The organism is Paraburkholderia sediminicola (genome assembly GCF_046026675.1).
In the GTDB taxonomy this organism is placed as follows: domain Bacteria; phylum Pseudomonadota; class Gammaproteobacteria; order Burkholderiales; family Burkholderiaceae; genus Paraburkholderia; species Paraburkholderia sediminicola_F.
In genome coordinates, this window is sequence record NZ_JAQQEY010000001.1 from 3,913,753 (window position 1) to 3,938,622 (window position 24,870).

Genomic DNA, 24,870 nt, shown 5'->3' on the forward strand with positions numbered 1-24,870 from the left:
GGGAGTGCAGAAGAGCGGTCGAAACGACCGTCCGCAAAGGACGCTATTGTAACCGACGCCTCCGAATCGCCCTACGAACGGGGCCGCCAGGATGGCCGCCCGCCCCGCCCCCTCAAAACGCCCGGCGTGAACCGCCCAGAAAGGGCTGTCATCAATCTCTAGTATGATTGAGAGATGGTTCGCAAATCACATTTCGATCCGCAGCGCGTGCGCGAGGAAATCGCCATTGCAGCTGCCCGGATGATCGCTGAAGACGGTCTGGACTACGCAACGGCCAAGCGTAAAGCGGCACGGCAGGTAGTCGGCGAGAGCCGTGTTGCCGGCGAATGGCTGCCGGATAACGACCAGATTGAAGAAGAAATCCGTGAATATCAGTCGCTTTTCCAGGGTGACAGCCAGCCAGCGCTGTTGCGGCGGCTGCGCCGTATCGCGATCGACTGGATGGAGCGGCTCGCGCCGTTCAATCCGTATCTGACCGGCGCGGTGCTCGGCGGCACAGCCGGCGAACACTCCGATATTCACCTTCAGGTGTTCTGCGACAACCCGAAAGAAGTGGCGATCTACTTTCTGAACGCCAACATCCAGTACGACGTTTCGGAGACGCGGCATTTTGCCGGTCGCGGCTATGTCGAGACGCTAAGCTTCCTCTGGCGCCCCACGAATGAAGGGCGCGATGCAGAGCCGGCCGGCATCCACGTCGCCCTGTACGAAACGGACGACTTGCGCGGCGCGGTTCGGGCCGACGCGCGCGGCCGCACGGCCCGGGCGAATCAGCAGGCCGTTCAGGCACTGCTCGACAGCAGCAACGTCACCTCTTCAACTAATTAGACAGACCTGGAATGAATACGACACGGATTCTGGCAGGCGCGCTTGTCGCGATCGCCGCTGCGGGTGGCGGGGTGCTGGCCAATCACTTGCTGAACGGCGACCCGGAAGTCGCCCACGCGGCACAGCCCGGCTCCACGCAAAGCGCCGTCGAGCAACTTTGGACCGCGCCCGTCACGAACGTCGACGGCAAGCCGCAATCGCTAAGTTTGCTTAAAGGCCACCCAATCGTCGTCAACTTCTGGGCGTCGTGGTGCGGACCGTGCGTCGAAGAAATGCCCGCCCTTTCGCAACTTCAACGCGAATATGCGAAGAAAGGAATCCAGTTCGTAGGACTTGGCGTCGATTCGGATAAAAACGTCCAGGCGTTCCTGCAGAAGGTGAAAGTGGCCTACCCGGTCTACGTGACCGGATTCGGCGGCGCCGATCTCGCACGCGCGTTCGGCAATACTGCCGGCGGCCTGCCCTTTACCGTCGTAATCGACGCAAAAGGCAACATCCGCTCGACAAAATTAGGGCAAATCGACCCGCAAGCGCTGAAACAGACGCTCGACGCGCTCTAAATTTCACATTCTTTTGACGATCAGATCGGGGCAAAAGGCGCGAAATTACGCGCAAATCGCTCAAATTTGAGAGAAGATGGGCGCCCGGAGAGGCGGCGAAAGGTCGCCGGGATCGTTTCCAACGCGCAGGAAACTAGACAAGTTTCTCTAATCAGCGCTAAAGTGCGCCCAATTCCACGGAAAAAGAAGCGACCATGACGCGACTGCTGGTACTGCACGGCCCCAACCTCAACCTTCTCGGCACCCGGGAACCGGAGGTTTATGGCCGAGTAACGCTGCCGCAGATCGATCAGGCACTTGCGGACCGCGCAGCGGACGCCGGCGTCGAGCTCGCGTCGTTCCAGAGCAATCATGAAGGCGCTCTCGTCGATCGCATCCAATCCGCCCGGACTGAAAAAACCGATTTCATACTGATCAATCCCGCCGCGTACACGCACACCAGCGTGGCCATTCGGGACGCACTGGCGGGGGTCGGCATCCCGTTCGTCGAGATTCATCTGTCGAACGTACATCGCCGCGAACCGTTCCGGCATCACTCGTATTTCTCTGACCAGGCTGAAGGCGTGATTTGTGGCCTCGGCTGGAAGGGATATCTGTACGCGCTCGAATTCGCGCTCGACCGGCTGTCCGCCGGCTCGTCGCGCGGCTGATTCCAAACACGTCCAATTTAAGCCGGGTATTGCGATTGCACGCGCCGGCACTTTACGCATTGAAAGGGGCTTCCTGATGGATCTACGTAAACTTAAAACTCTGATCGACCTCGTCTCGGAGTCCGGCATTTCCGAACTCGAAGTGACCGAAGGCGAAGGCAAGGTCCGCATCGTCAAGAATGCGCCGCCGGTTTACGTGCAACCGTCCGCTTCGTATGCTCCGCAATATGCGCAGCCGGCACCGATGGTAGGCGGCGAAGCGCCGGCTGCTGCAGGCGCTCCCGCGACGCCGGCCCCCGTCGCACCGCAGGGCCACGTGGTGACCTCGCCGATGGTCGGCACCTTCTACCGTGCGCCGTCCCCGGGCGCCGAACCGTTTGTCCAGGTCGGCGACACAGTTAAGGAAGGCCAGACGATCTGCATCATCGAAGCGATGAAGTTGCTCAACGAAATCGAGTCGGACAAGTCCGGCGTGGTGAAGGAAATCCTCGTCGAAAACGGCCAGGCGGTCGAATACGGCCAACCGCTATTCCTGGTCGGCTAACGCGGCACGCTTTGCGCTTTTTTGCGCTTGCCGCCCGCGCGCCTGCCCTCCCGAGGCGCGCGACCGATCCTCTGAGGCAGCCTGTGTTGTGATCAACCGGGCGCCTATTGATGAGTCGAAAATCCGCTATGTTTGAAAAAATTCTCATTGCCAATCGTGGCGAGATCGCGCTTCGTATCCAGCGCGCCTGCCGCGAACTCGGCGTCAAGACGGTCGTCGTCTATTCAGAAGCCGACAAGGAAGCCAAGTACGTGAAGCTCGCCGACGAGGCGGTCTGTATCGGCCCGGCGCCTTCGAATCTGAGCTACCTGAACATGCCGGCACTGATCAGCGCGGCAGAAGTGACGGACGCCGAAGCGATCCACCCCGGCTACGGCTTCCTGTCGGAAAACGCCGATTTCGCCGAACGCGTCGAGCAGTCCGGCTTCACCTTTATCGGCCCGCGCCCGGAAACGATCCGGATGATGGGCGACAAGGTGACCGCCAAGCAAACCATGATCAAGACCGGCGTGCCCTGCGTGCCGGGTTCTGAAGGCGCGTTGCCGGACGATCCGAAAGAGATCGTGAAAATTGCCCGCCAGGTCGGCTACCCGGTGATCATCAAGGCCGCCGGCGGCGGCGGTGGCCGCGGCATGCGCGTGGTCCACACCGAAGCAGCGCTGGTCAACGCGGTCAACATGACGCGCGAGGAAGCCGGCCGTGCGTTCGGCAACCCGCAGGTCTACATGGAGAAATTCCTGGAGAACCCGCGGCACATCGAAATTCAGATCCTGTCCGACTCGTTCAAGAACGCAGTCTGGCTGGGCGAGCGCGATTGCTCGATGCAGCGCCGTCACCAGAAAGTGATCGAAGAAGCGCCGGCTCCGGGCATCGCGCGCCGCCTGATCGACCGCATCGGCGATCGCTGCGCGGACGCCTGCAAGAAGATGGGCTATCTTGGCGCGGGTACGTTCGAATTCCTGTATGAAAACGGCGAGTTCTACTTCATCGAAATGAACACGCGCGTGCAGGTCGAGCATCCGGTGACCGAGCTGATCACGGGCGTCGACATCGTGCAGGAACAGATTCGCATCGCGGCGGGTGAGAAGCTCGCGTTCCGTCAGCGCGACATCGTGTTCAAGGGTCATGCGATCGAATGCCGGATCAACGCGGAAGATCCGTTCAAGTTCACGCCGTCACCGGGACGTTTGACGTCGTGGCATATGCCGGGCGGCCCAGGCATCCGCGTCGATTCGCACGCCTACAATGGCTATTTCGTGCCGCCGAACTATGATTCGATGATCGGCAAGCTGATCGCTTACGGCGCGACGCGCGAACAGGCGATCAAGCGGATGCGCATTGCCTTGTCGGAAATGGTGGTGGAAGGCATTTCGACCAACATCCCGCTGCACCGCGAGCTGATGCTGGACGCGAAGTTCGTCGAAGGCGGCACCAGCATTCACTACCTCGAAAACCGGTTGGCCGCGAAGCAGCAGGCCGCACCGGAAGAAGCGTAAGTCATGAGCTACCGGGAACTGATCGCCGAGCTGGCACGCGAGCACGCGGAGGAGTTCTCCGACGCACTGCTCGAGTTGGGTGCGCTGTCCGTATCGGTTGAAGATGCGGACGCCGACACACCCGACGAGCAGCCGCTGTTCGGCGAGCCCGGTCTCACGCCGGATCGCACGGCGTGGCAGCGTTCGCGCGTGATCGCACTGCTCGCGCCGGAACAGGAGCCAGCGGTGCTGCTCACGGCGGCGGCCAATGAGGTGGGGCTCGAAACCGCACCATCGTTTACCGTGCGTGAAGTCGAAGAGCAGGATTGGGTGCGTCTCACACAGTCTCAATTCGATCCGATTTCGATCGGCGAGCGCATCTGGGTGGTGCCCTCGTGGCACGACGCACCGGACCCTGACGCACTCGTGCTGGAACTCGATCCGGGCCTCGCATTCGGCACCGGCAGCCATCCCACTACGCGTCTGTGTATGGAATGGCTGGAGCAGTCGGTGAAGGCGGAGCAATCCGTGCTCGACTACGGCTGCGGCTCGGGCATCCTTGCCATCCTCGCGAAGAAGTGCGGCGCCAACCCGGTGTACGGCATCGATATCGACCCGCAGGCGGTCGAATCGGCGCGTCACAACAGCGAGCGCAACCGGGCGGAAGTCACGTACGGCTTGCCCGACGAATGCCCCATCGGCGAGTTCGATATCGTGGTCGCCAACATCCTGTCCAACCCGCTCAAGCTGATGGCGTCGATGCTGTCGTCCAAGGTCAAGCCGGGTGGCCGGATCGCGCTGTCAGGCATTCTGGCGCGCCAGGCGGACGAAGTGGCGCAGGTCTATTCGCGATGGATCGACATCGGCGTATGGCGCGAACACGAAGGTTGGGTATGCCTGACGGGAACGCGCCGCGAAAGCCATTAGAATAAGGCGTATTGTCCAACCAACGGCCTTTCGGCTTATCGGCTCAATATGCTCCTGGCGACGCGTTGCCCCTTCTGCGAAACCGTATTCCGCCTGCAACCGGCGCAGCTCGCGCTGCGCCGCGGCCTCGTGCGTTGCGGGCATTGCCATGAAGTATTCGACGCGTCGAGCAGCCTGTTCGAACTGAACGAGGCCGGCGACTTCTCCTCCGCCAAGCCGATTGCCGCGGCTGCGGCGATCGAGGCTTTGTCCGGCGTACGCGCCAAGGGCCCCGATTTCAGCGCTGAAGCCTGGGATCCGTGGGCGCCGGCGCCCGACGCCGCGATCGACAACCGCCTGCTTCACAACGCCAGCAATCTGCCGCTTACGCCGATCTCCACCGGCGCAGGCGTCGCCGTCACGCCGCGCCACGCTACCGAGCCGGAACTGCCGGCGAGCGCCTTTACCACGCCGATTCCTGCCGACCACGAACCCAGTCTCGCGAACGCCCCGCTCGAACCCGTTGCCCACGACGCCAACGCGCCCGCGGACGTGCCGAGTGAGCCTTTCGCTCGCGAGGCCAATCCGTCTGCGGAGGCAGCGCCGCGAGTCTGGCACAAGACCGAGCGTCCTTCTGAACATCTTGCTGATGCTGACGAGCCGGTTTTGCACGAGCCGGCCAGCTTGCATGGCATTCCTGACAATGAGCCGCATTTCGGTGGGGCCGCCGCAAGTGCGGCCGGATTAGGCGGGGCCGGCTTAGGCGCCGCAGGCGTAGCGGCGGCGGCCGGATTGGGTGCGGCCACCCCGGGCGGTGGTTCAGGTCCAGGCCCAGCCACCTTTGGATCGAGCGGCGAACCCTTCGCGGTCCAGCCGGTGCATGACGGCGTCGATCCCTTCCCGGTGGTACGCGAAACGCGCCCGGCCGAACCGCGCCGCCTCGGCTGGATCATCTTCGGCTCGGTGATCGCCGCGCTGCTGGTTATCGCCCTGCTCGCGCAACTCGCCTGGTGGCAGCGTGAAACCGTGCAGGTCTACTTCCCACGTTCGCAGACGCTCTACGTAAAAGCCTGCGCGCAGCTCGGCTGCCAGATCACGCCGCCGCACGACATCGACGGTTTGCAGGTCGAACCGTCCGATCTGCGGCAGATTGACGGCCCGCACAAGCTCGAACTGAAGATGCCGCTGCGCAACCGCGCCAATGTTGCGCTGGCCTATCCGGCCATCGAACTCACGCTGCTCGACGACCAGAACAATGTCGCCGTGCGCCGCGTGCTGTGGCCACAAGACTACGTCGCACCCGGCACTCCGATCGCGGCGGGATTGCCGGCGCACACGACCCAGACCATGATCGTGCACCTCGACACGGGCAATGCGGTCGCGTCCAATTTCCGCGTACAGATTTTTTATCCGTAACGCATCCTCGCGCGCCCGGCACTGACCGGGCGTGTTCACCGTCATTACTGACGAATTTTCGGAGCACGACAACATGAGTCAAGTTACGCTGGGTGGCAACCCGATCGAAGTATCCGGCACGTTCCCGAGCGTGGGCCAGAATGCCCCCGCCTTCTCGCTGGTCGGCAAGGATCTGAAGCCGCTGTCGCTGGCCGACTTCGCCGGCAAGCGCAAGGTGCTGAACATCGTCCCGAGCCTCGACACGCCGACCTGCGCCACGTCGACCCGCAAGTTCAACGAGGCAGCAGCCAAGCTGAGCAACACGGCTGTGATCGTCGTGTCGGGCGACCTGCCGTTCGCCGCATCGCGTTTCTGCACGACCGAAGGCATCGAGAACGTCGTGACGGCGTCCACGTTCCGCGGCCATGAGTTCGCGCAAGCCTATGGCGTCGACGTCACGAGCGGCCCGCTGACGGGTCTGACGGCACGCGCCGTGGTGGTCGTCGACGAGAACGACAAGGTCGTGCATGCTGAGCTGGTCGGCGAAATCAAGAACGAACCGAACTACGACGCAGCGCTTGCCGCGCTGAAGTAAAACCTTCGCGCACGAACCCCGGCGCCGCGCTTCATGCGCGGCGCTGTCACATCGTCGTGCCCATTCTCTTTATCGATTTTTACAGGAACGCTCGCCTTGGCTACGCTGATTTGCGGTTCGCTCGCCTACGACAACATCATGACCTTCGAAGGCCGCTTTCGGGAGCACATCCTGCCGGAGCAGGTCCACATCCTGAACGTGAGCTTCCTCGTGCCGACGATGCGCCGTGAGTTCGGCGGCTGCGCAGGCAATATCGCCTACTCGCTGCATCTGCTGGGTGGCAACGCACGCATCATGGGCGCGCTTGGCGCGATCGACGCGCAGCTCTACATGGACCGCTTCAAGCAGCTCGGCCTCTCCACGGAAAACGTGCTGGTGGTGCCGGACACGTACTCGGCCCAGGCGATGATCACCACCGACCTCGAAAACAACCAGATCACCGCGTTCCACCCGGGTGCGATGATGCAGGCGCATCTGAACCGCGCCGACGAAGCGAAGGGCATCACGCTCGGCATCGTTGGGCCGGATGGTTACGACGCCATGATCCAGCATTCCGAGCACCTGGCAGCGGCCGGCGTGCCGTTTATTTTCGATCCGGGCCAAGGTTTGCCGCTGTTCAACGGTGAGTCGCTGCGCCGCATGATTGAACTTGCTACTTACGTAGCTGTCAACGATTACGAAGCCAAACTGGTGAGCAACAAAACGGGGTGGTCGATCGAAGAGATCGCCGGCAAGGTCGAAGCGCTGATTGTCACTTTCGGCGAACAAGGCGCTCAGATCCACCACGCCGGCGGCATCGAAGAGATTCCGGCGGTCAAGGCACAGCAGGTGCTCGACCCTACAGGCTGTGGCGACGCGTTCCGCGGCGGCCTGCTGTACGGCATCGAGAACAAGCTGGGCTGGGCGACCACGGGGCGCCTGGCGAGCCTGATGGGCGCGCTGAAGATCGAACACCAGGGCCCGCAAAACTACGCGCCCAACCGGGCGGAGATCAACGAACGGTTCAAGCAGGCGTTCGGATACGACCTGCAGTAATGCCGCAAGCTATTGGAGTTAGGGAATGAGAACAACGAGTCGCCTGGTAGTGGCCGCCTTGATTGCCGGTTCGCTGGCCATGTCGGGGTGTGCGTACAACAGCAGTTCTGCCGACGTCTACACGGCGTCGCAGGCACAGCGCGAAGAGACGGTCCGCATGGGCACGGTAGACAGCGTTCGGGCCGTGAAGATCAGTTCGAATAACGGCCAGCCGAGCGGCCTGGGTGCGATCGGCGGCGGTGCGTTGGGCGCGGTGGCCGGCAGCGCGATCGGCGGCGGTCGCGGCTCGATCGTGACGGGCATCATCGGCGGTCTGGCTGGCGCAGTGGCAGGCAATGCTGTCGAGAACGGCGTCGCGGTGCACGACGGCCTCGAGATCACTGTGCGACTCGACAACGGCGACATGCGTGCGATCACCCAAAGCGCCACCGGCGAAATCTTCCGCGCCGGCGAGCGCGTCCGTCTGCTTTCCAGTGGCGGCGTCACGCGCGTCACACACTAAGTTTCCCCTCTCGTGCGGTCTCGCTTCATGCGCCTCCGCGACGACATCAAACGCATGCCCTCCCTGTCGACCTGAGTTAGCGCTTTAGCGGTTACTTCGGTCCCATGCAACACAGTGGCGGTGCATGCGTTTTTTTTCGCCTGCGGGTTTCGAACTCGTTTCTCAGAGCCGCCGCCTTCGCCAGAGCAAAAAAAAATCCCGTCGCCAGAAACCCGGCAACGGGACCCTGACCGAGTAGCGCTCGGTGATGCTGCTTCAAGCGCTACTCGATCATCGACACACAGTACGACGTGTCGAAGTACTTCTACTGCTTACGGACGGCTGCCCGTCGGGAACGGCCATGCAGCTGCCGGGTTCAGCGCGGTCTTCACCGTCGCCGCCGGTGCGCTCGAGACAGAAGTCGCAGCGGGAGCAGGAGCAGCCTTCTTGGCAACAGCCTTCTTCGCAGGGGCAGCCTTCTTGGCAGGAGCAGCGGCCTTCTTCGCGGCAGCCTTCTTGGCAGGCGCAGCCTTTTTAGCGGCAGCCTTTTTCGCAGGCGCAGCTTTCTTGGCGGCAGCCTTCTTCGCAGGCGCAGCTTTCTTGGCAGCAGCCTTCTTAGCAGGCGCAGCCTTCTTGGCAGCAGCCTTCTTAGCCGGCGCCTTCTTTGCTGCGGCCTTCTTCGCCGGTGCTGCCTTCTTTGCTGCAACCTTCTTCACTGCTGCTTTCTTAGCCGGCGCTGCCTTCTTTGCCGGTGCCTTCTTCGCTGCAACCTTCTTCGCTGCAACCTTCTTCACTGCGACTTTCTTGGCAGCGACTTTCTTCGCCGGCGCAGCCTTCTTCGCTGCAACCTTCTTCACTGCAACCTTCTTCACTGCGACTTTCTTGGCAGCGACTTTTTTCGCCGGAGCGGCCTTCTTTGCCGGAGCAGCTTTCTTAGCTGCGGGTTTCTTAGCTGCGGCTTTCTTGATAGTTGCCATCATTTTCTCCTTCAGGTTTTCAGATGAGAGTCAGTTCAAACTACACCCTTCGTCAAAACCCGCTTCCCGCGGACGCTTCTCAGGGCGCGCGCTACGAAGCGGGCTATTCATCGGCGTACGCAGGTGCTGCGCGCTTACGCTAATGAATGCGGTAAGGCGCGCCGTGCCCTTGGGCACCGCGCGCCAGATCTGGTCGGCGCTGGATCTCAACGCCGGCAATTGCTTGATCGGGCCGCTGGCGGCGACGCCAGCGGCTTTTTCCGGGGGGAAGTTTGCCCATCCCACTGAAGGGTTCGCAAAGTGCCAGTCATGTTTGTGGGCCGCGAAGGCACGCGGCGCACTGGGCACAATTTGCATCAGGCGGTTCTGCTCCTAACTAAATTGCCGCGGCCGAAGCCTGCCGGCATCCCCAAAATGAATGCATCTGCGACTCGGACCCGGATCACTCCCAGGTCAGCGCGCCGCCAGTCTGATATTCGATCACTCGCGTCTCGAAGAAGTTGCGTTCCTTCTTCAGGTCGATCATCTCGCTCATCCACGGGAACGGGTTTTCCTCGTTCGGGTACAGCGGATCGAGACCGATCTGCTGGCAACGGCGGTTGCAGATGAAGCGCAGATAGCTCTTGAACATCGACGCATTGAGGCCGAGCACCCCGCGCGGCATCGTATCTTCTGCGTAACGATATTCAAGTTCGACCGCTTGCTGGAAGATCTCGCGGATTTCCGCGCGGAACTCAGCCGTCCAGAGTTGCGGGTTTTCGAGTTTGATCTGGTTGATCAGGTCGATGCCGAAATTGCAGTGCATCGACTCGTCGCGCAGGATGTATTGGTACTGTTCCGCCGCGCCGGTCATCTTGTTCTGGCGACCCAGCGCCAGGATTTGCGTAAAGCCGACGTAGAAGAACAGGCCTTCCATCACACAGGCGAACACGATCAGCGAGCGCAGCAGGGTCTGGTCTGCCTCGAGCGTGCCGGTCTTGAAAGCCGGGTCGGTCAGCGTATGGATGAACGGAATCAGGAATTCGTCTTTCGCGCGAATCGAGGAAACCTCGTGATACGCGTTGAAGATTTCGCCTTCGTCGAGACCCAGGGACTCGACGATGTACTGGTAAGCGTGCGTGTGGATCGCCTCTTCGAATGCCTGGCGCAGCAGGAACTGGCGGCATTCGGGCGCCGTGATGTGGCGGTAGGTGCCCAGCACGATGTTGTTGGCGGCCAGCGAGTCGGCCGTCACGAAGAAGCCCAGGTTGCGCTTGACGACGCGGCGCTCGTCTTCGGTCAGACCGTTCGGGTCTTTCCAGAGGGCGATGTCGCGCGACATGTTCACTTCTTGCGGCATCCAGTGGTTGGCGCAACCAGCCAGATACTTTTCCCAGGCCCACTTGTATTTGAACGGCACCAACTGATTGACGTCGGTCTGGCCGTTGATGATGCGCTTGTCGGCGACATTGACTCGCGCTTCGGAGGCGGCAGCCGTTCCGGTAGCAGCGTGGGTCACATGAGCGACGGGAGCGACAGCGATGTCGTTCGCGAAGATGTCTTGAGCCGAGGGAGCGTGAGGAGCGGAACGCGTTCCGACTTGCGAACCGACAGCCGATCCCGCAGCGTTGCGCAACACATTCTGTTGCGTAGCGCTCGAGGGAGTTACGGCAGTGATCTCGTCATCCCAGTTGAGCATAAATGTCACCATCAATTTAGAACGGTTTGTACCATCTTTTCACGAGCGATAAAAGAGTTCGCTGATGAAAAATCCTGTTTTCGATTCGCGTTGCTACGTTCATACAACACTTTGTTCAACAGACTGTGTGTGTCGCCTCATGTGAAGCGTGTTGAACGCGTGTCGTCGAGGTGCTTCGCGAACTCGAAGAGCAACGTGTTAAAGCGACGTTTCGCTGCTCTATCTATCTGTATTGCGGAGCGTGCTTGCAGCGTTTTGCGATTGCTTCCTGCTGCCTCGTGCTGACGTTTCGGCTGCCCCCGTGGTTGCCTGTTCGTCAGTGCTGGCGAGGTGAAGTTCAATGCAATGTCGAGCGATGCATCTGACCGGCTGTGTCGATCGACCTTCGACCGGAGCGTTTGCTGAGCGCTTCATGTCGAGCGCTTCGTCTGTGCTGCCGACTGCTGACTGCTTCATCTGCTACTTGCTTACCGCTTGCCTGCTGTTTCACGACTTCAGTTGCTTGCCGTGCTTCGCTAATTTTCGACGAGCGGCGCAACGTCGATTTTGTTTCGCTGCGCCGCTCATCTACTTCGCTTATGCACCACTTCTATCAAGCTTGCTGATCGCTGCATGCGGGTCTTTACCTACAACCCGTTTAGCAAGCAGCGATCCTGCCGCTCGCTTCGTGCTTGCCTCGCGATCGCCAGACTTCTTATTGGCAAGCTTCGCACTCGTCGAATCCAGGATCGCCCGGACGCATCATGCACACCGGACCATCCGCTTCAGGCGCTGCTTCGACCGCAACTGCCGGCGCCGCCGCCGCGACCTGGATGCCGCCCGAAGCTGCACCGCCGCTCACGCCGAAGCCGCCGGCCGCGCCGCCGCCGACACCACCCGCACCGCCCGACCCTTCGCCACCACCCGAGCTCACCGCGTTCAGCGCGCCGTGCGCCACAGTCGACTTTTCGACGTGCGTCGCCGCCATCGTGCGGAGGTAATAGGTCGTCTTCAGACCGCGCACCCATGCGAGCTTGTAGACCTCGTCGAGCTTCTTACCCGACGCGCCGCCCATGTAGATGTTCAGCGACTGCGCCTGGTCGATCCACTTCTGGCGACGCGAAGCCGCCTCGACCAGCCACACCGGATCGAGTTCGAACGCGGTCGCGTAGATCGCGCGCAGGTCGGCCGGGATGCGGTCGATGCGAGAGAGCGTGCCGTCGAAGTACTTCAGGTCGGCAACCATGACTTCGTCCCACAGACCGCGTTCCTTCAGGTCGCGCACCAGGTAGTCGTTGACCACCGTGAATTCGCCCGACAGATTCGACTTCACATACAGGTTCTGGTACGTCGGTTCGATACAGGCCGACACGCCGATGATGTTCGAGATGGTCGCCGTCGGTGCGATGGCGACGCAGTTCGAGTTGCGCATGCCGTAGGTGGCGATGCGCGAACGCAGTTCGGTCCAGTCCATCGATTCGCTCGAATCGACTTCGACATAGCCGCCGCGCGCTTCGGCCAGCAGCTTCACCGAATCTTGCGGGAGGATGCCGCGGTCCCACAGCGAGCCGCGGTAGCTGGAGTAACGGCCACGTTCCTGGGCCAGTTCGGTCGACGCGTAGTAAGCGTAGTAGCAAACCGCTTCCATCGACGTATCGGCGAACGCCACCGCCTCTTGCGACGCGTACGGCGTGCGCAGCAGGTGCAGGCAATCCTGGAAGCCCATGATGCCCATGCCGACCGGACGGTGCTTCAGGTTCGAGTTACGCGCCTTGGCAACCGCGTAGTAGTTGATGTCGATCACGTTGTCGAGCATGCGCATCGCAACGCTGACGGTGCGCTTCAGCTTGTCGTGGTCGAGCGCCAGGGTGCCGTCGGCCTGTTCCTTGAGGTGAGCGACGAGGTTCACCGAGCCCAGATTACAGACGGCGATTTCGGCGTCGCTGGTGTTCAGTGTGATTTCCGTGCACAGGTTCGACGAGTGGACGACACCGACGTGCTGTTGCGGCGAACGCACATTGCACGGATCCTTGAACGTGATCCACGGGTGGCCGGTTTCGAACAGCATGCCCAACATCTTGCGCCACAGTTGCGCCGCCGGGATCTTCTTGAACAGCTTGATCTCGCCGCGCGCGACCTTGTCTTCGTAAGCCGTGTAAGCCGTTTCGAATTCCGCGCCGAACTTGTCGTGCAGGTCCGGACAGGTGGACGGCGAGAACAGCGTCCAGTCGCCGCCTTCGTGCACGCGCTTCATGAACAGATCGGGAATCCAGTTCGCCGTGTTCATGTCGTGGGTGCGGCGACGGTCGTCACCCGTGTTCTTACGCAGTTCGAGGAATTCCTCGATGTCCAGGTGCCACGTTTCCAGGTACGCGCAGACCGCGCCCTTGCGCTTGCCACCCTGGTTCACAGCGACAGCCGTGTCGTTGACGACCTTCAGGAACGGCACGACGCCTTGCGACTTGCCATTGGTGCCCTTGATGTGCGAACCCAGAGCACGCACGCGCGTCCAGTCGTTGCCCAGACCGCCGGCGAACTTCGATAGCAGTGCGTTTTCCTTCAGCGCTTCGTAGATGCCGTCGAGGTCGTCGTCGACCGTGGTCAGGTAGCACGACGACAGCTGCGAGCGGCGGGTGCCCGAGTTGAACAGCGTGGGCGTGGACGACATGAAGTCGAAGCTCGACAGCACGTTGTAAAACTCGATCGCGCGCGCTTCGCGGTCGATCTCGTTCAGCGACAGACCCATCGCGACACGCATAAAGAATGCCTGGGGCATTTCGATGCGCACGCCGTCATGATGCAGGAAGTAGCGGTCGTACAGCGTTTGCAGGCCGAGGTAGCCGAACTGCAGGTCGCGGTTGTTGTCGAGTGCGGCGCCGAGGCGCTTCAAGTCGAACTGCAGCAGCTTGTCGTCGAGCAGTTCGGCTTGCACGCCGCGCTTGATGAATTGCGGGAAGTATTCGGCGTAGCGCTCGCCCATTTCCGTTTGCGTGACTTCCTCTTCGAGGATTTCGCGGCGGATCGTGTGCAGCAGGATGCGGGCCGTGACCTGGCTATAAGCCGGGTCTTTTTCGATCATCGTGCGGGCAGCCAGGATCGCCGAGTCGTAGACCTGGCTCATCGGCACGCCGTCGTACAGGTTCTTGACCGTTTCCGCGATGATCGGATCGGCGCTCACAGCGTCGCCCAGGTTCGAGCAGGCCAGTTCGATGATGCCGCGCAGCGCAGCCATGTCGAGCGGACGCGTCACGCCGTTGTCGGTGACGTTCAGACCCGGCGTGCTGGCGACGATCTGGTCGTCATGACCGCGCGCCTGGGTGCGCTTCTCGCGATACAGCACGTACGCACGCGCGACGTTGTGTTCGCCGCCGCGCATCAGCGCGAGTTCGACCTGATCCTGGATGTCTTCGATATGGAACGTGCCGCCGTTCGGACGGCTGCGCACGAGTGCGCGCACCACGTTCTGCGTGAGTTGCTCGACCAGTTCGCGCACGCGAGCCGACGCCGCGCCTTGACCACCGTTGACGGCCAGAAATGCCTTCGTCACGGCGATGGCGATTTTCGACGGTTCGAACGACACCACGCTGCCGTTACGACGAATCACCTTGTAGTCGGCGTAGGTCACTTGCGGCGCGAGCGCCTGGGCGCCTTGTGTCTGGCCGAAGGTCTGGCCAGCCGGTGAACCCTCGTACCGGGTCGTCGCGTTGTCGGTGGTTTGCATGTGCAAAGCTCCTGGTCTTGGAAATGTTGCGGAGATAACCGCGGATTAAAACGAACGCTGCGCCGCCGCGTGCGCAAGCGATGGGGTGCAGGAAAAAGGCCGGCCGAGCCGGGTGGCGGGATGCGACAGCGGTGAAGCCTGATTCGAATTGAAAACGGTCTTCATCATGTGTGTCGCGATCACTTGCTATGCCCTTTCCTGAATGCTTCTGGACGCTGCCGGCTCTCTCGACCGGCCACGCCGCAGGAATATTTATCGCTGCCCGGAATGCTTGCGGCGCCGTGCTCGGGAAGCGGGGCGCCGCAGACTTATGCACTCAGTTATGCACAGAGTTATACACACCGGACACAAGATATAGTGCGAAACTGAATTTCTGGCACCAAGTATAGTGTAGTTTCAAGACAGGTCAAATCGTTTTATTTGCTTTCAAAGGCTTGACTTTTGCATAGCGCGACGCGAAGCCGACTCCCCGGAGAACAAGGCAGCGCCTTGCTCTCCTCGCATCACGCGAGATTGCGCGAAGGGTCGTTACAGCGTTTTGGAAAACTTGAGATAGGGGAAGTACTGATCCGCTAACGCGGTGTCGCGCTGCAGACGCTGCCATTCGAAATGCGGCCCCGGATCGGTCTTGCGGCCGGGGGCAATGTCCGAGTGACCGGCAAGTCCCTCGACCGGATAGCAAGCCTTGAGCGCCGTCACAAGTGCACCAAGCGTGCGGTATTGCGCCGCTTCGAAAGCAGTCGTATCACTACCCTCGAGCTCAATGCCGATTGAGAAATCGTTGCAGCGCTCGCGACCGAAAAAATTCGACGGCCCGGCGTGCCATGCCCGCTCGTTGCAGGACACAAATTGCTCGAGCGCGCCGTCGCGATGAATTAGGAAATGCGCCGACACCCGCACGCCGCGCAGATGCGTGTCGTAGTACGGGTGAGCGTCGCAGTCGAGCGTGTTCAGGAACAGTTCGGCGATCGCCGTGCCGCCGAACTCATTGGGCGGCAGGCTGATGTTGTGGACGACGATCAGCGTCGGCACGGCCCCTTCGGGCCGTGTTTCGAAATTCGGCGATGGCAGCTTGCGTGCGGCGGCGACCCAACCGTCTGCGTCAACGGTGAACTCGACGCTCATCGAGCGTCGCGGCCCGTGGGACGCGCGCCGTGACGCTGCGCGTGCGCGGCACTGCAGAAAGGCTGCCCCGCCATCACCACGGAGTCGCTCTTCGGCGCGTGCACGCCGCACTCGGCGCAGCGGATCATCGGCTCGGCGAGCTGGGGCTGCGCTTGCGGCGCGTTGGGCCCACGCGCGCCGCCGTTCGGACCGCTCTGGCCTCTTGCCCCGCCGGCACCCGCGGCGCCAGTGCGTTGCGACGCTTGCGCGTCATGACGGCGCAGTGCCTTGACCAACCACTGGCCAACGATGAACAACAGGATCAGCAGAAAAATTTGTCGCATAGCAGGACACTCACACTACAGCACGGTGCAACAGCACCTCGAATACGAAACGGCTGCCGACGTACGCCAGCAACAGCGCGACGAACGACGCCAGCACCCAGCGCAATGCCGCACGGCCGCGCCAGCCGGAAACCTTGCGCGCGGTCAGCAGCGCGCCGAACATCACCCAGGAAAGAATCGCGAACACCGTCTTGTGATCGAGCCGCAAGGCGCGATCGACTAATTGCTCGCTGAACAGGATGCCCGACACCAAGGTCAGCGTGAGCAGCACGAAGCCGGCGCCGATCAGACGGAACAGCAGCTTTTCAAGTGTCAGCAGCGGCGGCAAGGTGTCAAGCCAGCTCGACAGCCAGCCGTTGCCCGCCGCAGCCGCATTGCGTTGCGACATGCCGCCGCGCATGGCATGCAGACGCCGCTCGACCAGCAGCATCAGAACCGCGTGCAGCGCCGCGATCGCGAACAAACCGTACGCGATATTAGCGATCAGGAAGTGCAGCTTGAACATCGGCGCGGCTGAATACGGCAGCACGCGTACGCCATTGAACGCCAGCGGCAATAAAGAAGCGACGCAAGCGAGCGGCAACACCAGCAGGCGCAAGCCGTCGAGCGGAAAGAAAAAGCTCTCGATCCAGTAGATGCCGGCGCCGAGCCAGAACATCGCCGACAGCGCGAACGCGAAACCGAACACCATCGCGTTTTGGGGAAAGATGGTGGTGTGCAGCAGCACGCCGTGGGCCAGCAGCGCGACAAACAGCAGCGCGCGGCCCGAGGTGCTCATGCCCGAAGCGGCCGATGAGGCCGGGATGCCCGCGGAGACGGGCACTGGCGGCACGCTCTCGAGCATGGGGCGCAAGGCGGCGTGCCGGTGCGAACGCCAGCCGGCCACGGCGAGACCGCCGTAGAGGAGCGCAGTGAGGGCATACAGTACAATATCCATATTCGAAGTTTACACTAGGCCCCTGCTCCGCGACGTCTCCCGCATCGCGCCCCGCTCCGGCCGCACAGTTCATCGCTCCCCATGCTCGACAATCTGACTCAACGGATGGCGCGCGTCGTCAAGACGCTGCGCGGCGAAGCCCGGCTCACCGAGGCGAACACCCAGGAAATGCTGCGCGAAGTGCGCCTCGCGCTTCTCGAGGCAGACGTGGCGTTGCCCGTCGTGCGCGAGTTCATCGCCAAGGTGAAGGAAAAAGCGCTCGGCGAGGAGGTGCTCAGCAGCCTGTCGCCAGGTCAGGCGCTGGTCGGCGTGGTGCAGCGTGAGCTGACCGCGATCATCGGCGGCGACTATGAAGGCAAGGCGGTCGAGCTGAATCTCGCCGTCACGCCGCCGGCCGTTATCCTGATGGCGGGTCTGCAAGGCGCCGGTAAGACGACCACGGTCGGCAAGCTCGCCAAGCTCCTGCGCGAGAAGTACAAGAAGAAGGTCCTCACCGTTTCGTGCGACGTCTACCGCCCGGCTGCTATTGCGCAGTTGAAGACGGTGACCGAGCAGGTCGGCGCGGATTTCTTCCCGTCGGAACCGGATCAGAAGCCGGTGGATATCGCGATCGCCGCGGTGGATTGGGCCAAGCGCCACTACCACGACGTGCTGCTGGTCGACACGGCTGGCCGTCTGGGTATCGACGAAGCAATGATGGCCGAAATCACCGCGCTGCACAGCACGCTGAATCCGGCGGAAACGCTGTTTGTCGTCGATGCGATGCTCGGTCAGGATGCGGTCAACACCGCGAAGGCCTTTAGCGACGCATTGCCGCTCACCGGCGTCGTCCTCACCAAGCTCGACGGCGATTCACGCGGTGGCGCGGCGCTCTCCGTGCGTCACGTGACGGGCAAGCCAATCAAGTTCGTCGGTGTCGCCGAAAAGCTCGATGGCCTCGAAATTTTCTATCCGGATCGCATGGCGAACCGGATTCTCGGCATGGGCGACATTCTCGCCCTCGTCGAAGAAGCACAACGCGGTGTGGACGTACACGCCGCGCAGAAGCTCGCCGACAAGGTCAAGAAAGGCGGTGACTTCGACCTCAACGATTTCCGCGCGCAGCTGACCCAAATGAAGGGCATGGGCGGCCTGTCGTCGCTGATGGACAAACTGCCGGCCCAGTTCCAGCAAGCCGCCGCCGGTGCCAACATGGGCCAGGCTGAAAAGCAGATGCGCCGCATGGAAGGCATCATCAATTCGATGACGCCGCTGGAGCGCGCCAAGCCCGATCTGATCAAGGCCACCCGCAAGCGCCGCATTGCCGCCGGCGCGGGCGTGCAGGTGCAGGAAGTCAACCGCATGCTGAATCAGTACGACCAGATGCGCACGATGATGAAAAAGCTGAAGGGCGGCAATCTGCAAAAGATGATGCGCGGCATGAAGGGCATGATGCCCGGCATGCGCTAAGCTTTAGCAAGACGGCGGCGCGCGTGCTTCCGTGCATAAACAACGGCACGCGCGGCTGACTCCGGATTTGTGCGGGTTTATTCTGTACCGCACGCCGCCGTTCTCACCCACACTATGTATACAGTTACCGCTCGTCAGACGTTATGAACCGCGAAGAAGCTCTCCATATTTTTAGCCATTCCGAAGAAATCGTTTCGGCCGACGACGTCAACGCGTCGATCAGCGGCATGGCTGCCGCCATCCGCAACGAGATGAGCGAGGACTTCCCGCTCGTGCTGTCGGTGATGGGCGGCGCGGCGGTGTTTACCGGCATGCTGCTGCCGCACCTCGATTTCCCGCTCGAGTTCGACTACATCCACCTGACCCGCTACCGCAACACCACCAAGGGTGGCAATGAGATGCAGTGGCGCGTGGCGCCGGCTGAGTCGGTGAAGGATCGCGTCGTACTGGTGCTCGACGACATCCTTGACGAAGGCGAGACGATGGCCGCGATCCGCGATCGCATCCTCGCGATGGGCGCGAAGCGCTTCCTGAGCGCGGTGCTGTGCGAGAAGATCATTCCGAAGGCCAAGCCGCTGCGCCCTGACTACTGTGGTTTCGAAGTGCCGGACCGCTACGTGTTCGGTTGCGGGATGGACGCCAAGGGTTACTGGCGCAATCTGCCGACCATTCGGGCGCTGACCGAGGGGGCTTAAAGCCAAGTCGTTCTGGCGGCGCCATTTACGGCGCGCACCGGCGTAAAAAAGCGGCCCACGGGCCGCTTTTTGTTTGTCAGGCTGGCGATAGCACTGCTGCGCTACCTTGCTGAACGCCGCACCAGACCTCACTCAAAGTTGATGCACGAAAGAGCGGATCCCCCCGAGCATCATTTCGACTGAGATCGCCACCAGCACCAATCCCATCAGCCGTTCGAAGGCCATCATCGCGCGCTCGCCGAGCCACGCCTGAATGCGCTCCGCCAGCATCAGCACGATCGCGCAGACGACCATCGTGACGGTCAGCGCACCGATCCACTCGAACATCTTGCCCGGCGCCTGCGACGTCAGCAGCATCACTGTCGCCAGCGCCGACGGGCCCGCCAGTGCCGGAATGGCGAGCGGCACGATGAGCGGCTCGCCGCCGCGCGTGTCACCGCCGAACGGACCGTCAGGATGCGGAAACACCATCCTGAGCGCAATCAGAAACAGCACAATCCCGCCACCGATGCGCAAAGACTGGTCGGTCAGACTCATCATGCGCAGGAAGCGGTCGCCGACCACCATGAAGACCAGCAGGATCGCGAAGGCGATCGCCACCTCACGGAGAATGACGATCGTGCGTCGCTTGGGCGATACGCTCCGCAGGCAACTGATAAAGAGCGGAATATTGCCGAGCGGATCGGTGATCAGAATCAGCAGGACGGTCGCAGATACGAAGGTGTACTCCACCGTCCGCTCCGCTTACTGCGCCAACGCGGCGCGAACCTTGCCGATCACCGTTTGGGCGGCGTCTTCGACCGGCAGTAGCGTCGCTTCAGCGTCGCGGCGGCCTTGATACTCGAGCTTGCCGTCCTTGAGACCACGGTCGCCGATCACCAGACGATGCGGCACGCCGATCAGTTCCCAGTCGGCGAACATCACGCCCGGACGTTCGCCGCGATCGTCGAGGATCACGTCGACACCGGCTTCGACCAGCTCCGCGTACAGCTTGTCGGCCTGCTCACGCACGGCTTCGCTGCGGTCGTAACCCATCGGGCACAGCACAACCTCGAACGGGGCGATCGACTCCGGCCAGATGATGCCCTTGTCGTCGAAATTCTGTTCGATCGCCGCGCCCAGAATACGCGTGATGCCGATGCCGTAGCAGCCCATTTCCATTGGCTGCGGCTTGCCGTTCTCGTCGAGACAGGTCGCGTTCATCGCTTCCGAGTATTTCTTGCCGAGCTGGAACACGTGGCCGACTTCGATGCCACGGCAGATGTCGATCACGCCCTTGCCGTCCGGCGACGGATCGCCCTTCTTCACATTGCGAATATCGGCGACGACCGGCTCCGGCAGATCGCGGCCCCAGTTCACGCCGGTGGTGTGGTAATCCACTTCGTTCGTGCCAACCACGAAGTCGCTCATGTTGGCGACCGTGCGATCCGCGATGACCTTGATCGGCTTCTTCGTGTTGATCGGGCCGAGGTAACCCGGCGGCGTGCCGAACGTCTCGATGATCTCGGCTTCGGTCGCCATGCGGAAGTCCGCCAGACCCGGCAACTTGCTCGCCTTGATCTCGTTCAGCTCGTGATCGCCGCGCAGCATCAGCAACCAGATGGTCGGTTCGGCGCCTTCGTTTTCCGTGGCGAGAATGATCGACTTGATCGTGCGCTCGAGCGGGATGTTCAGCAGTTCGGCCACGGCCTCGCACTTTGCTTTGCCCGGCGTCGCGGTCTTCTTCATCTCTTCGGTCGGCGCTGCGCGTTCAGCGTACAGTGGCAACGCTTCGGCCGCTTCAACGTTCGCAGCGAACTCCGACGTCGGGCAATACGCGATCGCGTCTTCACCGGTGTCGGCGATCACGTGAAATTCATGCGAACCGCTACCGCCGATCGAACCGTTGTCTGCTGCCACTGCGCGGAAATCCAGACCGAGGCGCGTGAAGATTCGGACGTACGCGTCGTACATCTTGCGATACGACTCGCGCAGGCCTTCCGCGTCCTTATCGAACGAGTACGCGTCTTTCATGATGAACTCGCGGCCACGCATCACGCCGAAACGCGGACGGATCTCGTCGCGAAACTTCGTCTGGACCTGATAGAAGTTCACCGGCAACTGGCGATAGCTCTTGATCTGGCCGCGCGCAATATCCGTGACCACTTCTTCATGGGTCGGTCCGAGCACGAAATCGGATTGCTTGCGATCCTTGAAGCGCAGCAGCTCGGGGCCGTATTTTTCCCAGCGGCCCGATTCCTGCCACAGTTCAGCCGGCTGCACCGAAGGCATCAACAGTTCGATCGCACCTGCCCGGTTCATTTCTTCACGCACGATGGCTTCCACCTTGCGGATCGAACGTAGGCCAATGGGCAGGTAGTTATAGATGCCACCGGCAACGCGGCGGATCATGCCGGCGCGCACCATGAGCTTGTGGCTGACGATCTCGGCGTCGGCGGGCGCTTCTTTCAGTGTGCCGATAAAGAAACGGGAAGCTTTCATTCAGATTTTCCAAAAGCGGCGGCTCCGGAGGGACCGCCCGAAAGGTGAAAACGGTGGGGAAACCGACACAGACCCGGCCTCGCGCCGGCACGGACGCGCCGCAGACCGGGCCAAAGTCTGACCAGGAATCCGGCTCAGACCCGGCAAACGGCCTGCGTATACCAGGCAAAACCCGGCAAAACCGGTCCGATCGCGGCGCCGAAGCCGCCGCGCAAAGCCTTTGCAGCAAGGGATAAGGCACGGAAAGACTGACAGGCTACCGCAAACGCAGGCCTTTTGCGGCGAATCGTTCCAATCTGGTGCGAATCGGTGCGTCGGGTCCGTTATCTGTTTATAATCAAAGCAATTTTAAAGGATTCGAAGGTGGTTGTATGCTGGATCGTGAAGGCTTTCGCCCGAACGTCGGCATCATCCTCTTGAACGCGCACAACGAGGTGTTTTGGGGCAAACGGCTCCGTGAACATTCCTGGCAGTTTCCGCAAGGGGGCATCAAGTACGGAGAGACCCCCGTGCAAGCGATGTATCGGGAGTTACACGAAGAAACCGGGCTGCTTCCTGAGCACGTCAAGGTGATCGGTCGCACGCGCGACTGGTTGCGTTACGAGGTGCCTGACAAGTTCATCAAGCGCGAAGTACGCGGTCATTACCGCGGCCAGAAACAAATCTGGTTTTTGCTTCGGATGGTTGGACGCGATTGCGACATTTGCTTGCGCGCCACCGACCACCCTGAGTTCGATGCGTGGCGCTGGAACGAGTACTGGGTGCCGCTCGACTGTGTGATCGAGTTCAAGCGGGATGTGTATCAGTTGGCGCTGACGGAGCTATCCCGTTTCATGCGCCGGGCTGCGCCGCGTGCGGAAAAACCTGGCGGGCACCATGGGCCGCGTTATCCCCGGATAGCGTCGTCAATGGAAAGTCCGCCGGATTCGACGATGATGACGGTCACCACCTCGGTGACCACACTCAGCATCGAAACGTCGATACACACGACGATCGTTTCTGATTGCGGTCCGGGCTCCGGGTCGGTAGCCGAAGTTGGCTCCGCTTCGGAACACGAAGACGAATCGGATCGCGAAACCGCCGGCTCGCTGTTCCGCCCTGGCGTACGCAATTAACAACTCTGTGCGGGCTGTCCACGCCGCCTCTGCTGGCGCGGCTCAATGAGCCGCGCCAGTGTTTCGAGGAAACCATATTGAAAGCATTTGCTCTCGTCGTGGCGTGCGTCGCCACCGGCGCCCTGCTGGCTGGATGTTCGAGCGCCGGCAAACCCACCAATAAAGACGACAGCGAGTTTGCCTACCTGCTGGACCGGCCGAGCAACTGGGTGGAAAACAAGGTCGACGCCCTGCCGCCGCTACCGCAAGACTCGAATCTGCTGCCCTTCGAGGTTTCAGGCAACACACCGCTGCAGTTCGCGATCGATAGAAATTCACTTACCGTCGGCACCGACGGCGTGGTGCGCTACACCGTCGTCGTAACGAGCTCGAGCGGCGCGCGCAACGTGAACTACGAAGGGATTCGCTGCGATACGTATGAATGGCGCCAGTACGCGGGGCTGAACGCCGATCACGACGGCTGGGACCAGACCGTCGCCAACGACTTCAGGCGCATTGAGAATGGCGCGCTGAACGCCTATCAGGCAGCGCTGTATCAGGATTACCTGTGTGCGAACAAGATGCCCACGGGCAACGCCAAGCAGATTGTCGAGAACATCCGCTACAAGCGCACGCAGACCTCGTTGGTTCACTAAAGCAGTTTTCGCGGGCGTACTTCTTCGAATGTGGATGCCGCCGCGAACAAAAAAAAAGCCGTTCCAGCTCACGCTGGAACGGCTTTTTTTCTGTCGTGCGAACCGTGCCCGGGAGTCAGACCAGCACGAGATTGTCGCGGTGAATCACCTCAGGCTCCAGCATATAGCCGAGTACCGATTCAATGTCGCCGCTCGGACGCCGCTGGATCAGCTTGGTTTCCGCGCTGCTGTAGTTCGTCAGGCCGCGCGCGACTTCACGCCCTGCCGCACTCAGGCAAGCGATCACTTCGCCGCGCGCAAACGCGCCCTGCACACCGACGATGCCGATCGGCAGCAAACTCTTGCCGCCTTCCGTCAACTTTTCGACTGCGCCGTCGTCGATCACCACGTGGCCGCGCACCTGCAAGTGATCGGCCATCCATTGCTTGCGCGCCGCCATGCGTGCCGTGCGCGCGATCAACTGGGTGCCGATCGCCTCACCCGAGGCGAGCCGTGACAACACGTCTGCTTCACGCCCGCTCGCGATCACCGTATTGGCGCCACTGTGCGCCGCGCGTTTAGCGGCAAGAATCTTGGTCAGCATGCCGCCGCGGCCCAGGCTCGAACCCGCGCCGCCCGCCATTGCTTCGAGCTCCGGCGCACCGGCGTCGGCCTGCTGAACGAGTGTCGCGTTCGGATCTTTGCGCGGGTCGGCAGTGAAAAGCCCCTGCTGATCGGTGAGGATAATGAGCGCATCGCCTTCAATCAGATTGGCGACCAGGGCGCCTAGCGTGTCGTTGTCGCCGAACTTGATTTCGTCGGTAACGACTGTGTCGTTCTCGTTGATGATCGGCACGACACCCAGACGCAGCAGAGTCAGCAACGTGGAGCGCGCATTCAGATAGCGTTCGCGGTCGGCCAGATCAGCGTGGGTCAGCAGAATCTGCGCGGTCTGGATCGAATGCTCGGCAAAGCGGCTTTCGTAGACTTGCGCGAGACCCATTTGACCGACAGCCGCGGCCGCCTGCAATTCGTCAATTTCGCGTGGCCGCTTGGTCCAGCCGAGCCGCTGCATCCCTTCGGCAATGGCGCCCGAACTGACCAGCACCACTTCCTTGCCCTGCGCGCGCAGGGCGGCAATCTGCGCGGCCCAGCGGCCGATTGCAGCATGATCGAGGCCGCGCCCGTCATTCGTAACGAGGCTCGAGCCGACTTTCACTACCAATCGCCGTGAATCTGCGATGACGGAACGCATTGTGCGCGATCTCCCAAGATGACGCGTGATGCATGCCGGCGGCCCGTGCAGG

24 protein-coding genes are annotated in these 24,870 nt (G+C 61.8%); 14 read left to right on the plus strand and 10 right to left on the minus strand.

The window, feature by feature from the left end:
• Positions 1-174: 174 nt before the first annotated feature.
• The 10 genes from PQQ86_RS17080 (at position 175) to PQQ86_RS17125 (ending at position 8,490) form a co-directional block, all read left to right on the plus strand.
• Positions 175-828 (plus strand): hypothetical protein, encoded by a 654-nt coding sequence (locus PQQ86_RS17080; RefSeq protein ID WP_054040731.1) that lies wholly within the window; start codon positions 175-177, stop codon positions 826-828.
• An 11-nt stretch (positions 829-839) separates the two neighbouring features.
• The gene (locus tag PQQ86_RS17085) at positions 840-1,388 is read left to right on the plus strand and encodes a TlpA family protein disulfide reductase (protein WP_200620043.1); all 549 of its coding nucleotides are present in this window, start codon (positions 840-842) and stop codon (positions 1,386-1,388) included.
• 194 nt (positions 1,389-1,582) lie between these two features.
• Positions 1,583-2,038 carry a type II 3-dehydroquinate dehydratase gene (gene aroQ / locus PQQ86_RS17090; RefSeq protein WP_063497372.1) on the plus strand — a complete coding sequence of 152 codons (456 nt, stop codon included), beginning with the start codon at positions 1,583-1,585 and terminating at the stop codon, positions 2,036-2,038.
• A gap of 76 nt (positions 2,039-2,114) precedes the next feature.
• Positions 2,115-2,582 carry an acetyl-CoA carboxylase biotin carboxyl carrier protein gene (accB, locus tag PQQ86_RS17095; protein WP_408268938.1) on the plus strand — a complete coding sequence of 156 codons (468 nt, stop codon included), beginning with the start codon at positions 2,115-2,117 and terminating at the stop codon, positions 2,580-2,582.
• A 128-nt stretch (positions 2,583-2,710) separates the two neighbouring features.
• Entirely contained in the window at positions 2,711-4,078 is a 1,368-nt protein-coding gene (gene accC, locus PQQ86_RS17100) for an acetyl-CoA carboxylase biotin carboxylase subunit (protein ID WP_097390441.1), read from the plus strand.
• Between the two features lie 3 nt (positions 4,079-4,081).
• Positions 4,082-4,984, plus strand: coding sequence for a 50S ribosomal protein L11 methyltransferase (gene prmA, locus PQQ86_RS17105; protein ID WP_408268942.1), 903 nt, complete (start codon positions 4,082-4,084; stop codon positions 4,982-4,984).
• Positions 4,985-5,032: 48 nt separating this feature from the next.
• Positions 5,033-6,379, plus strand: a complete 1,347-nt coding sequence (locus PQQ86_RS17110) for a zinc-ribbon and DUF3426 domain-containing protein (RefSeq protein WP_408268945.1) — start codon at positions 5,033-5,035, stop codon at positions 6,377-6,379.
• Between the two features lie 73 nt (positions 6,380-6,452).
• Positions 6,453-6,953 carry a thiol peroxidase gene (gene tpx / locus PQQ86_RS17115; RefSeq protein ID WP_408268948.1) on the plus strand — a complete coding sequence of 167 codons (501 nt, stop codon included), beginning with the start codon at positions 6,453-6,455 and terminating at the stop codon, positions 6,951-6,953.
• A 96-nt stretch (positions 6,954-7,049) separates the two neighbouring features.
• Positions 7,050-7,988 (plus strand): carbohydrate kinase family protein, encoded by a 939-nt coding sequence (locus tag PQQ86_RS17120; protein ID WP_408268951.1) that lies wholly within the window; start codon positions 7,050-7,052, stop codon positions 7,986-7,988.
• A 25-nt stretch (positions 7,989-8,013) separates the two neighbouring features.
• On the plus strand, positions 8,014-8,490 hold the full coding sequence (locus PQQ86_RS17125; RefSeq protein WP_054040737.1) for an outer membrane lipoprotein: 477 nt from the start codon (positions 8,014-8,016) through the stop codon (positions 8,488-8,490).
• A 311-nt stretch (positions 8,491-8,801) separates the two neighbouring features.
• Here the strand turns inward: PQQ86_RS17125 and PQQ86_RS17130 are convergent, their stop codons facing one another.
• From PQQ86_RS17130 to PQQ86_RS17160, 7 genes are all read right to left on the minus strand, one after another.
• Positions 8,802-9,446, minus strand: a complete 645-nt coding sequence (locus PQQ86_RS17130) for a histone H1-like DNA-binding protein (protein WP_408268955.1) — start codon at positions 9,444-9,446, stop codon at positions 8,802-8,804.
• Between the two features lie 30 nt (positions 9,447-9,476).
• Entirely contained in the window at positions 9,477-9,803 is a 327-nt protein-coding gene (locus tag PQQ86_RS17135; protein WP_093645212.1) for a hypothetical protein, read from the minus strand.
• An 85-nt stretch (positions 9,804-9,888) separates the two neighbouring features.
• A complete protein-coding gene (locus PQQ86_RS17140; RefSeq protein ID WP_408268959.1) occupies positions 9,889-11,124 on the minus strand; it encodes a ribonucleotide-diphosphate reductase subunit beta in 1,236 nt (411 codons plus the stop codon).
• Positions 11,125-11,818: 694 nt separating this feature from the next.
• Positions 11,819-14,824 (minus strand): ribonucleoside-diphosphate reductase subunit alpha, encoded by a 3,006-nt coding sequence (locus PQQ86_RS17145; RefSeq protein WP_408268962.1) that lies wholly within the window; start codon positions 14,822-14,824, stop codon positions 11,819-11,821.
• A gap of 528 nt (positions 14,825-15,352) precedes the next feature.
• Positions 15,353-15,949, minus strand: a complete 597-nt coding sequence (gene ampD / locus PQQ86_RS17150) for a 1,6-anhydro-N-acetylmuramyl-L-alanine amidase AmpD (protein ID WP_408268965.1) — start codon at positions 15,947-15,949, stop codon at positions 15,353-15,355.
• Positions 15,946-16,272: a PP0621 family protein gene (locus tag PQQ86_RS17155; RefSeq protein WP_408268967.1), complete on the minus strand. Its 327-nt coding sequence runs from the start codon at positions 16,270-16,272 to the stop codon at positions 15,946-15,948. Before PQQ86_RS17155 ends, ampD begins: the two co-directional genes overlap by 4 nt.
• Before the next feature lie 10 nt (positions 16,273-16,282).
• Positions 16,283-17,209, minus strand: a complete 927-nt coding sequence (locus PQQ86_RS17160; RefSeq protein ID WP_175054469.1) for a cytochrome C assembly family protein — start codon at positions 17,207-17,209, stop codon at positions 16,283-16,285.
• Positions 17,210-17,290: 81 nt separating this feature from the next.
• Between PQQ86_RS17160 and ffh the strand changes: the two genes are divergently transcribed.
• Together ffh and PQQ86_RS17170 are read left to right on the plus strand one after the other, a co-directional pair.
• Positions 17,291-18,658 carry a signal recognition particle protein gene (gene ffh, locus PQQ86_RS17165; RefSeq protein WP_408268972.1) on the plus strand — a complete coding sequence of 456 codons (1,368 nt, stop codon included), beginning with the start codon at positions 17,291-17,293 and terminating at the stop codon, positions 18,656-18,658.
• A 143-nt stretch (positions 18,659-18,801) separates the two neighbouring features.
• Positions 18,802-19,353 (plus strand): hypoxanthine-guanine phosphoribosyltransferase, encoded by a 552-nt coding sequence (locus PQQ86_RS17170; protein WP_012434394.1) that lies wholly within the window; start codon positions 18,802-18,804, stop codon positions 19,351-19,353.
• Positions 19,354-19,485: 132 nt separating this feature from the next.
• Here PQQ86_RS17170 and PQQ86_RS17175 read toward each other — a convergent pair whose 3' ends face one another.
• Entirely contained in the window at positions 19,486-20,085 is a 600-nt protein-coding gene (locus PQQ86_RS17175; RefSeq protein WP_171926736.1) for a MarC family protein, read from the minus strand.
• A gap of 12 nt (positions 20,086-20,097) precedes the next feature.
• Complete coding sequence (locus tag PQQ86_RS17180; RefSeq protein ID WP_211706796.1) at positions 20,098-21,834, minus strand: proline--tRNA ligase; 1,737 nt, start codon at positions 21,832-21,834, stop codon at positions 20,098-20,100.
• A gap of 371 nt (positions 21,835-22,205) precedes the next feature.
• On the opposite strand from PQQ86_RS17180, the gene PQQ86_RS17185 reads away from it, so the two are divergent.
• Both PQQ86_RS17185 and PQQ86_RS17190 read left to right on the plus strand, forming a co-directional pair.
• A complete protein-coding gene (locus PQQ86_RS17185; protein WP_408270330.1) occupies positions 22,206-22,949 on the plus strand; it encodes an RNA pyrophosphohydrolase in 744 nt (247 codons plus the stop codon).
• A gap of 77 nt (positions 22,950-23,026) precedes the next feature.
• On the plus strand, positions 23,027-23,584 hold the full coding sequence (locus PQQ86_RS17190; protein WP_408268977.1) for a CNP1-like family protein: 558 nt from the start codon (positions 23,027-23,029) through the stop codon (positions 23,582-23,584).
• A 115-nt stretch (positions 23,585-23,699) separates the two neighbouring features.
• Here the strand turns inward: PQQ86_RS17190 and proB are convergent, their stop codons facing one another.
• The gene (gene proB / locus PQQ86_RS17195; protein WP_093645233.1) at positions 23,700-24,818 is read right to left on the minus strand and encodes a glutamate 5-kinase; all 1,119 of its coding nucleotides are present in this window, start codon (positions 24,816-24,818) and stop codon (positions 23,700-23,702) included.
• Between the last annotated feature and the right edge of the window lie 52 nt (positions 24,819-24,870).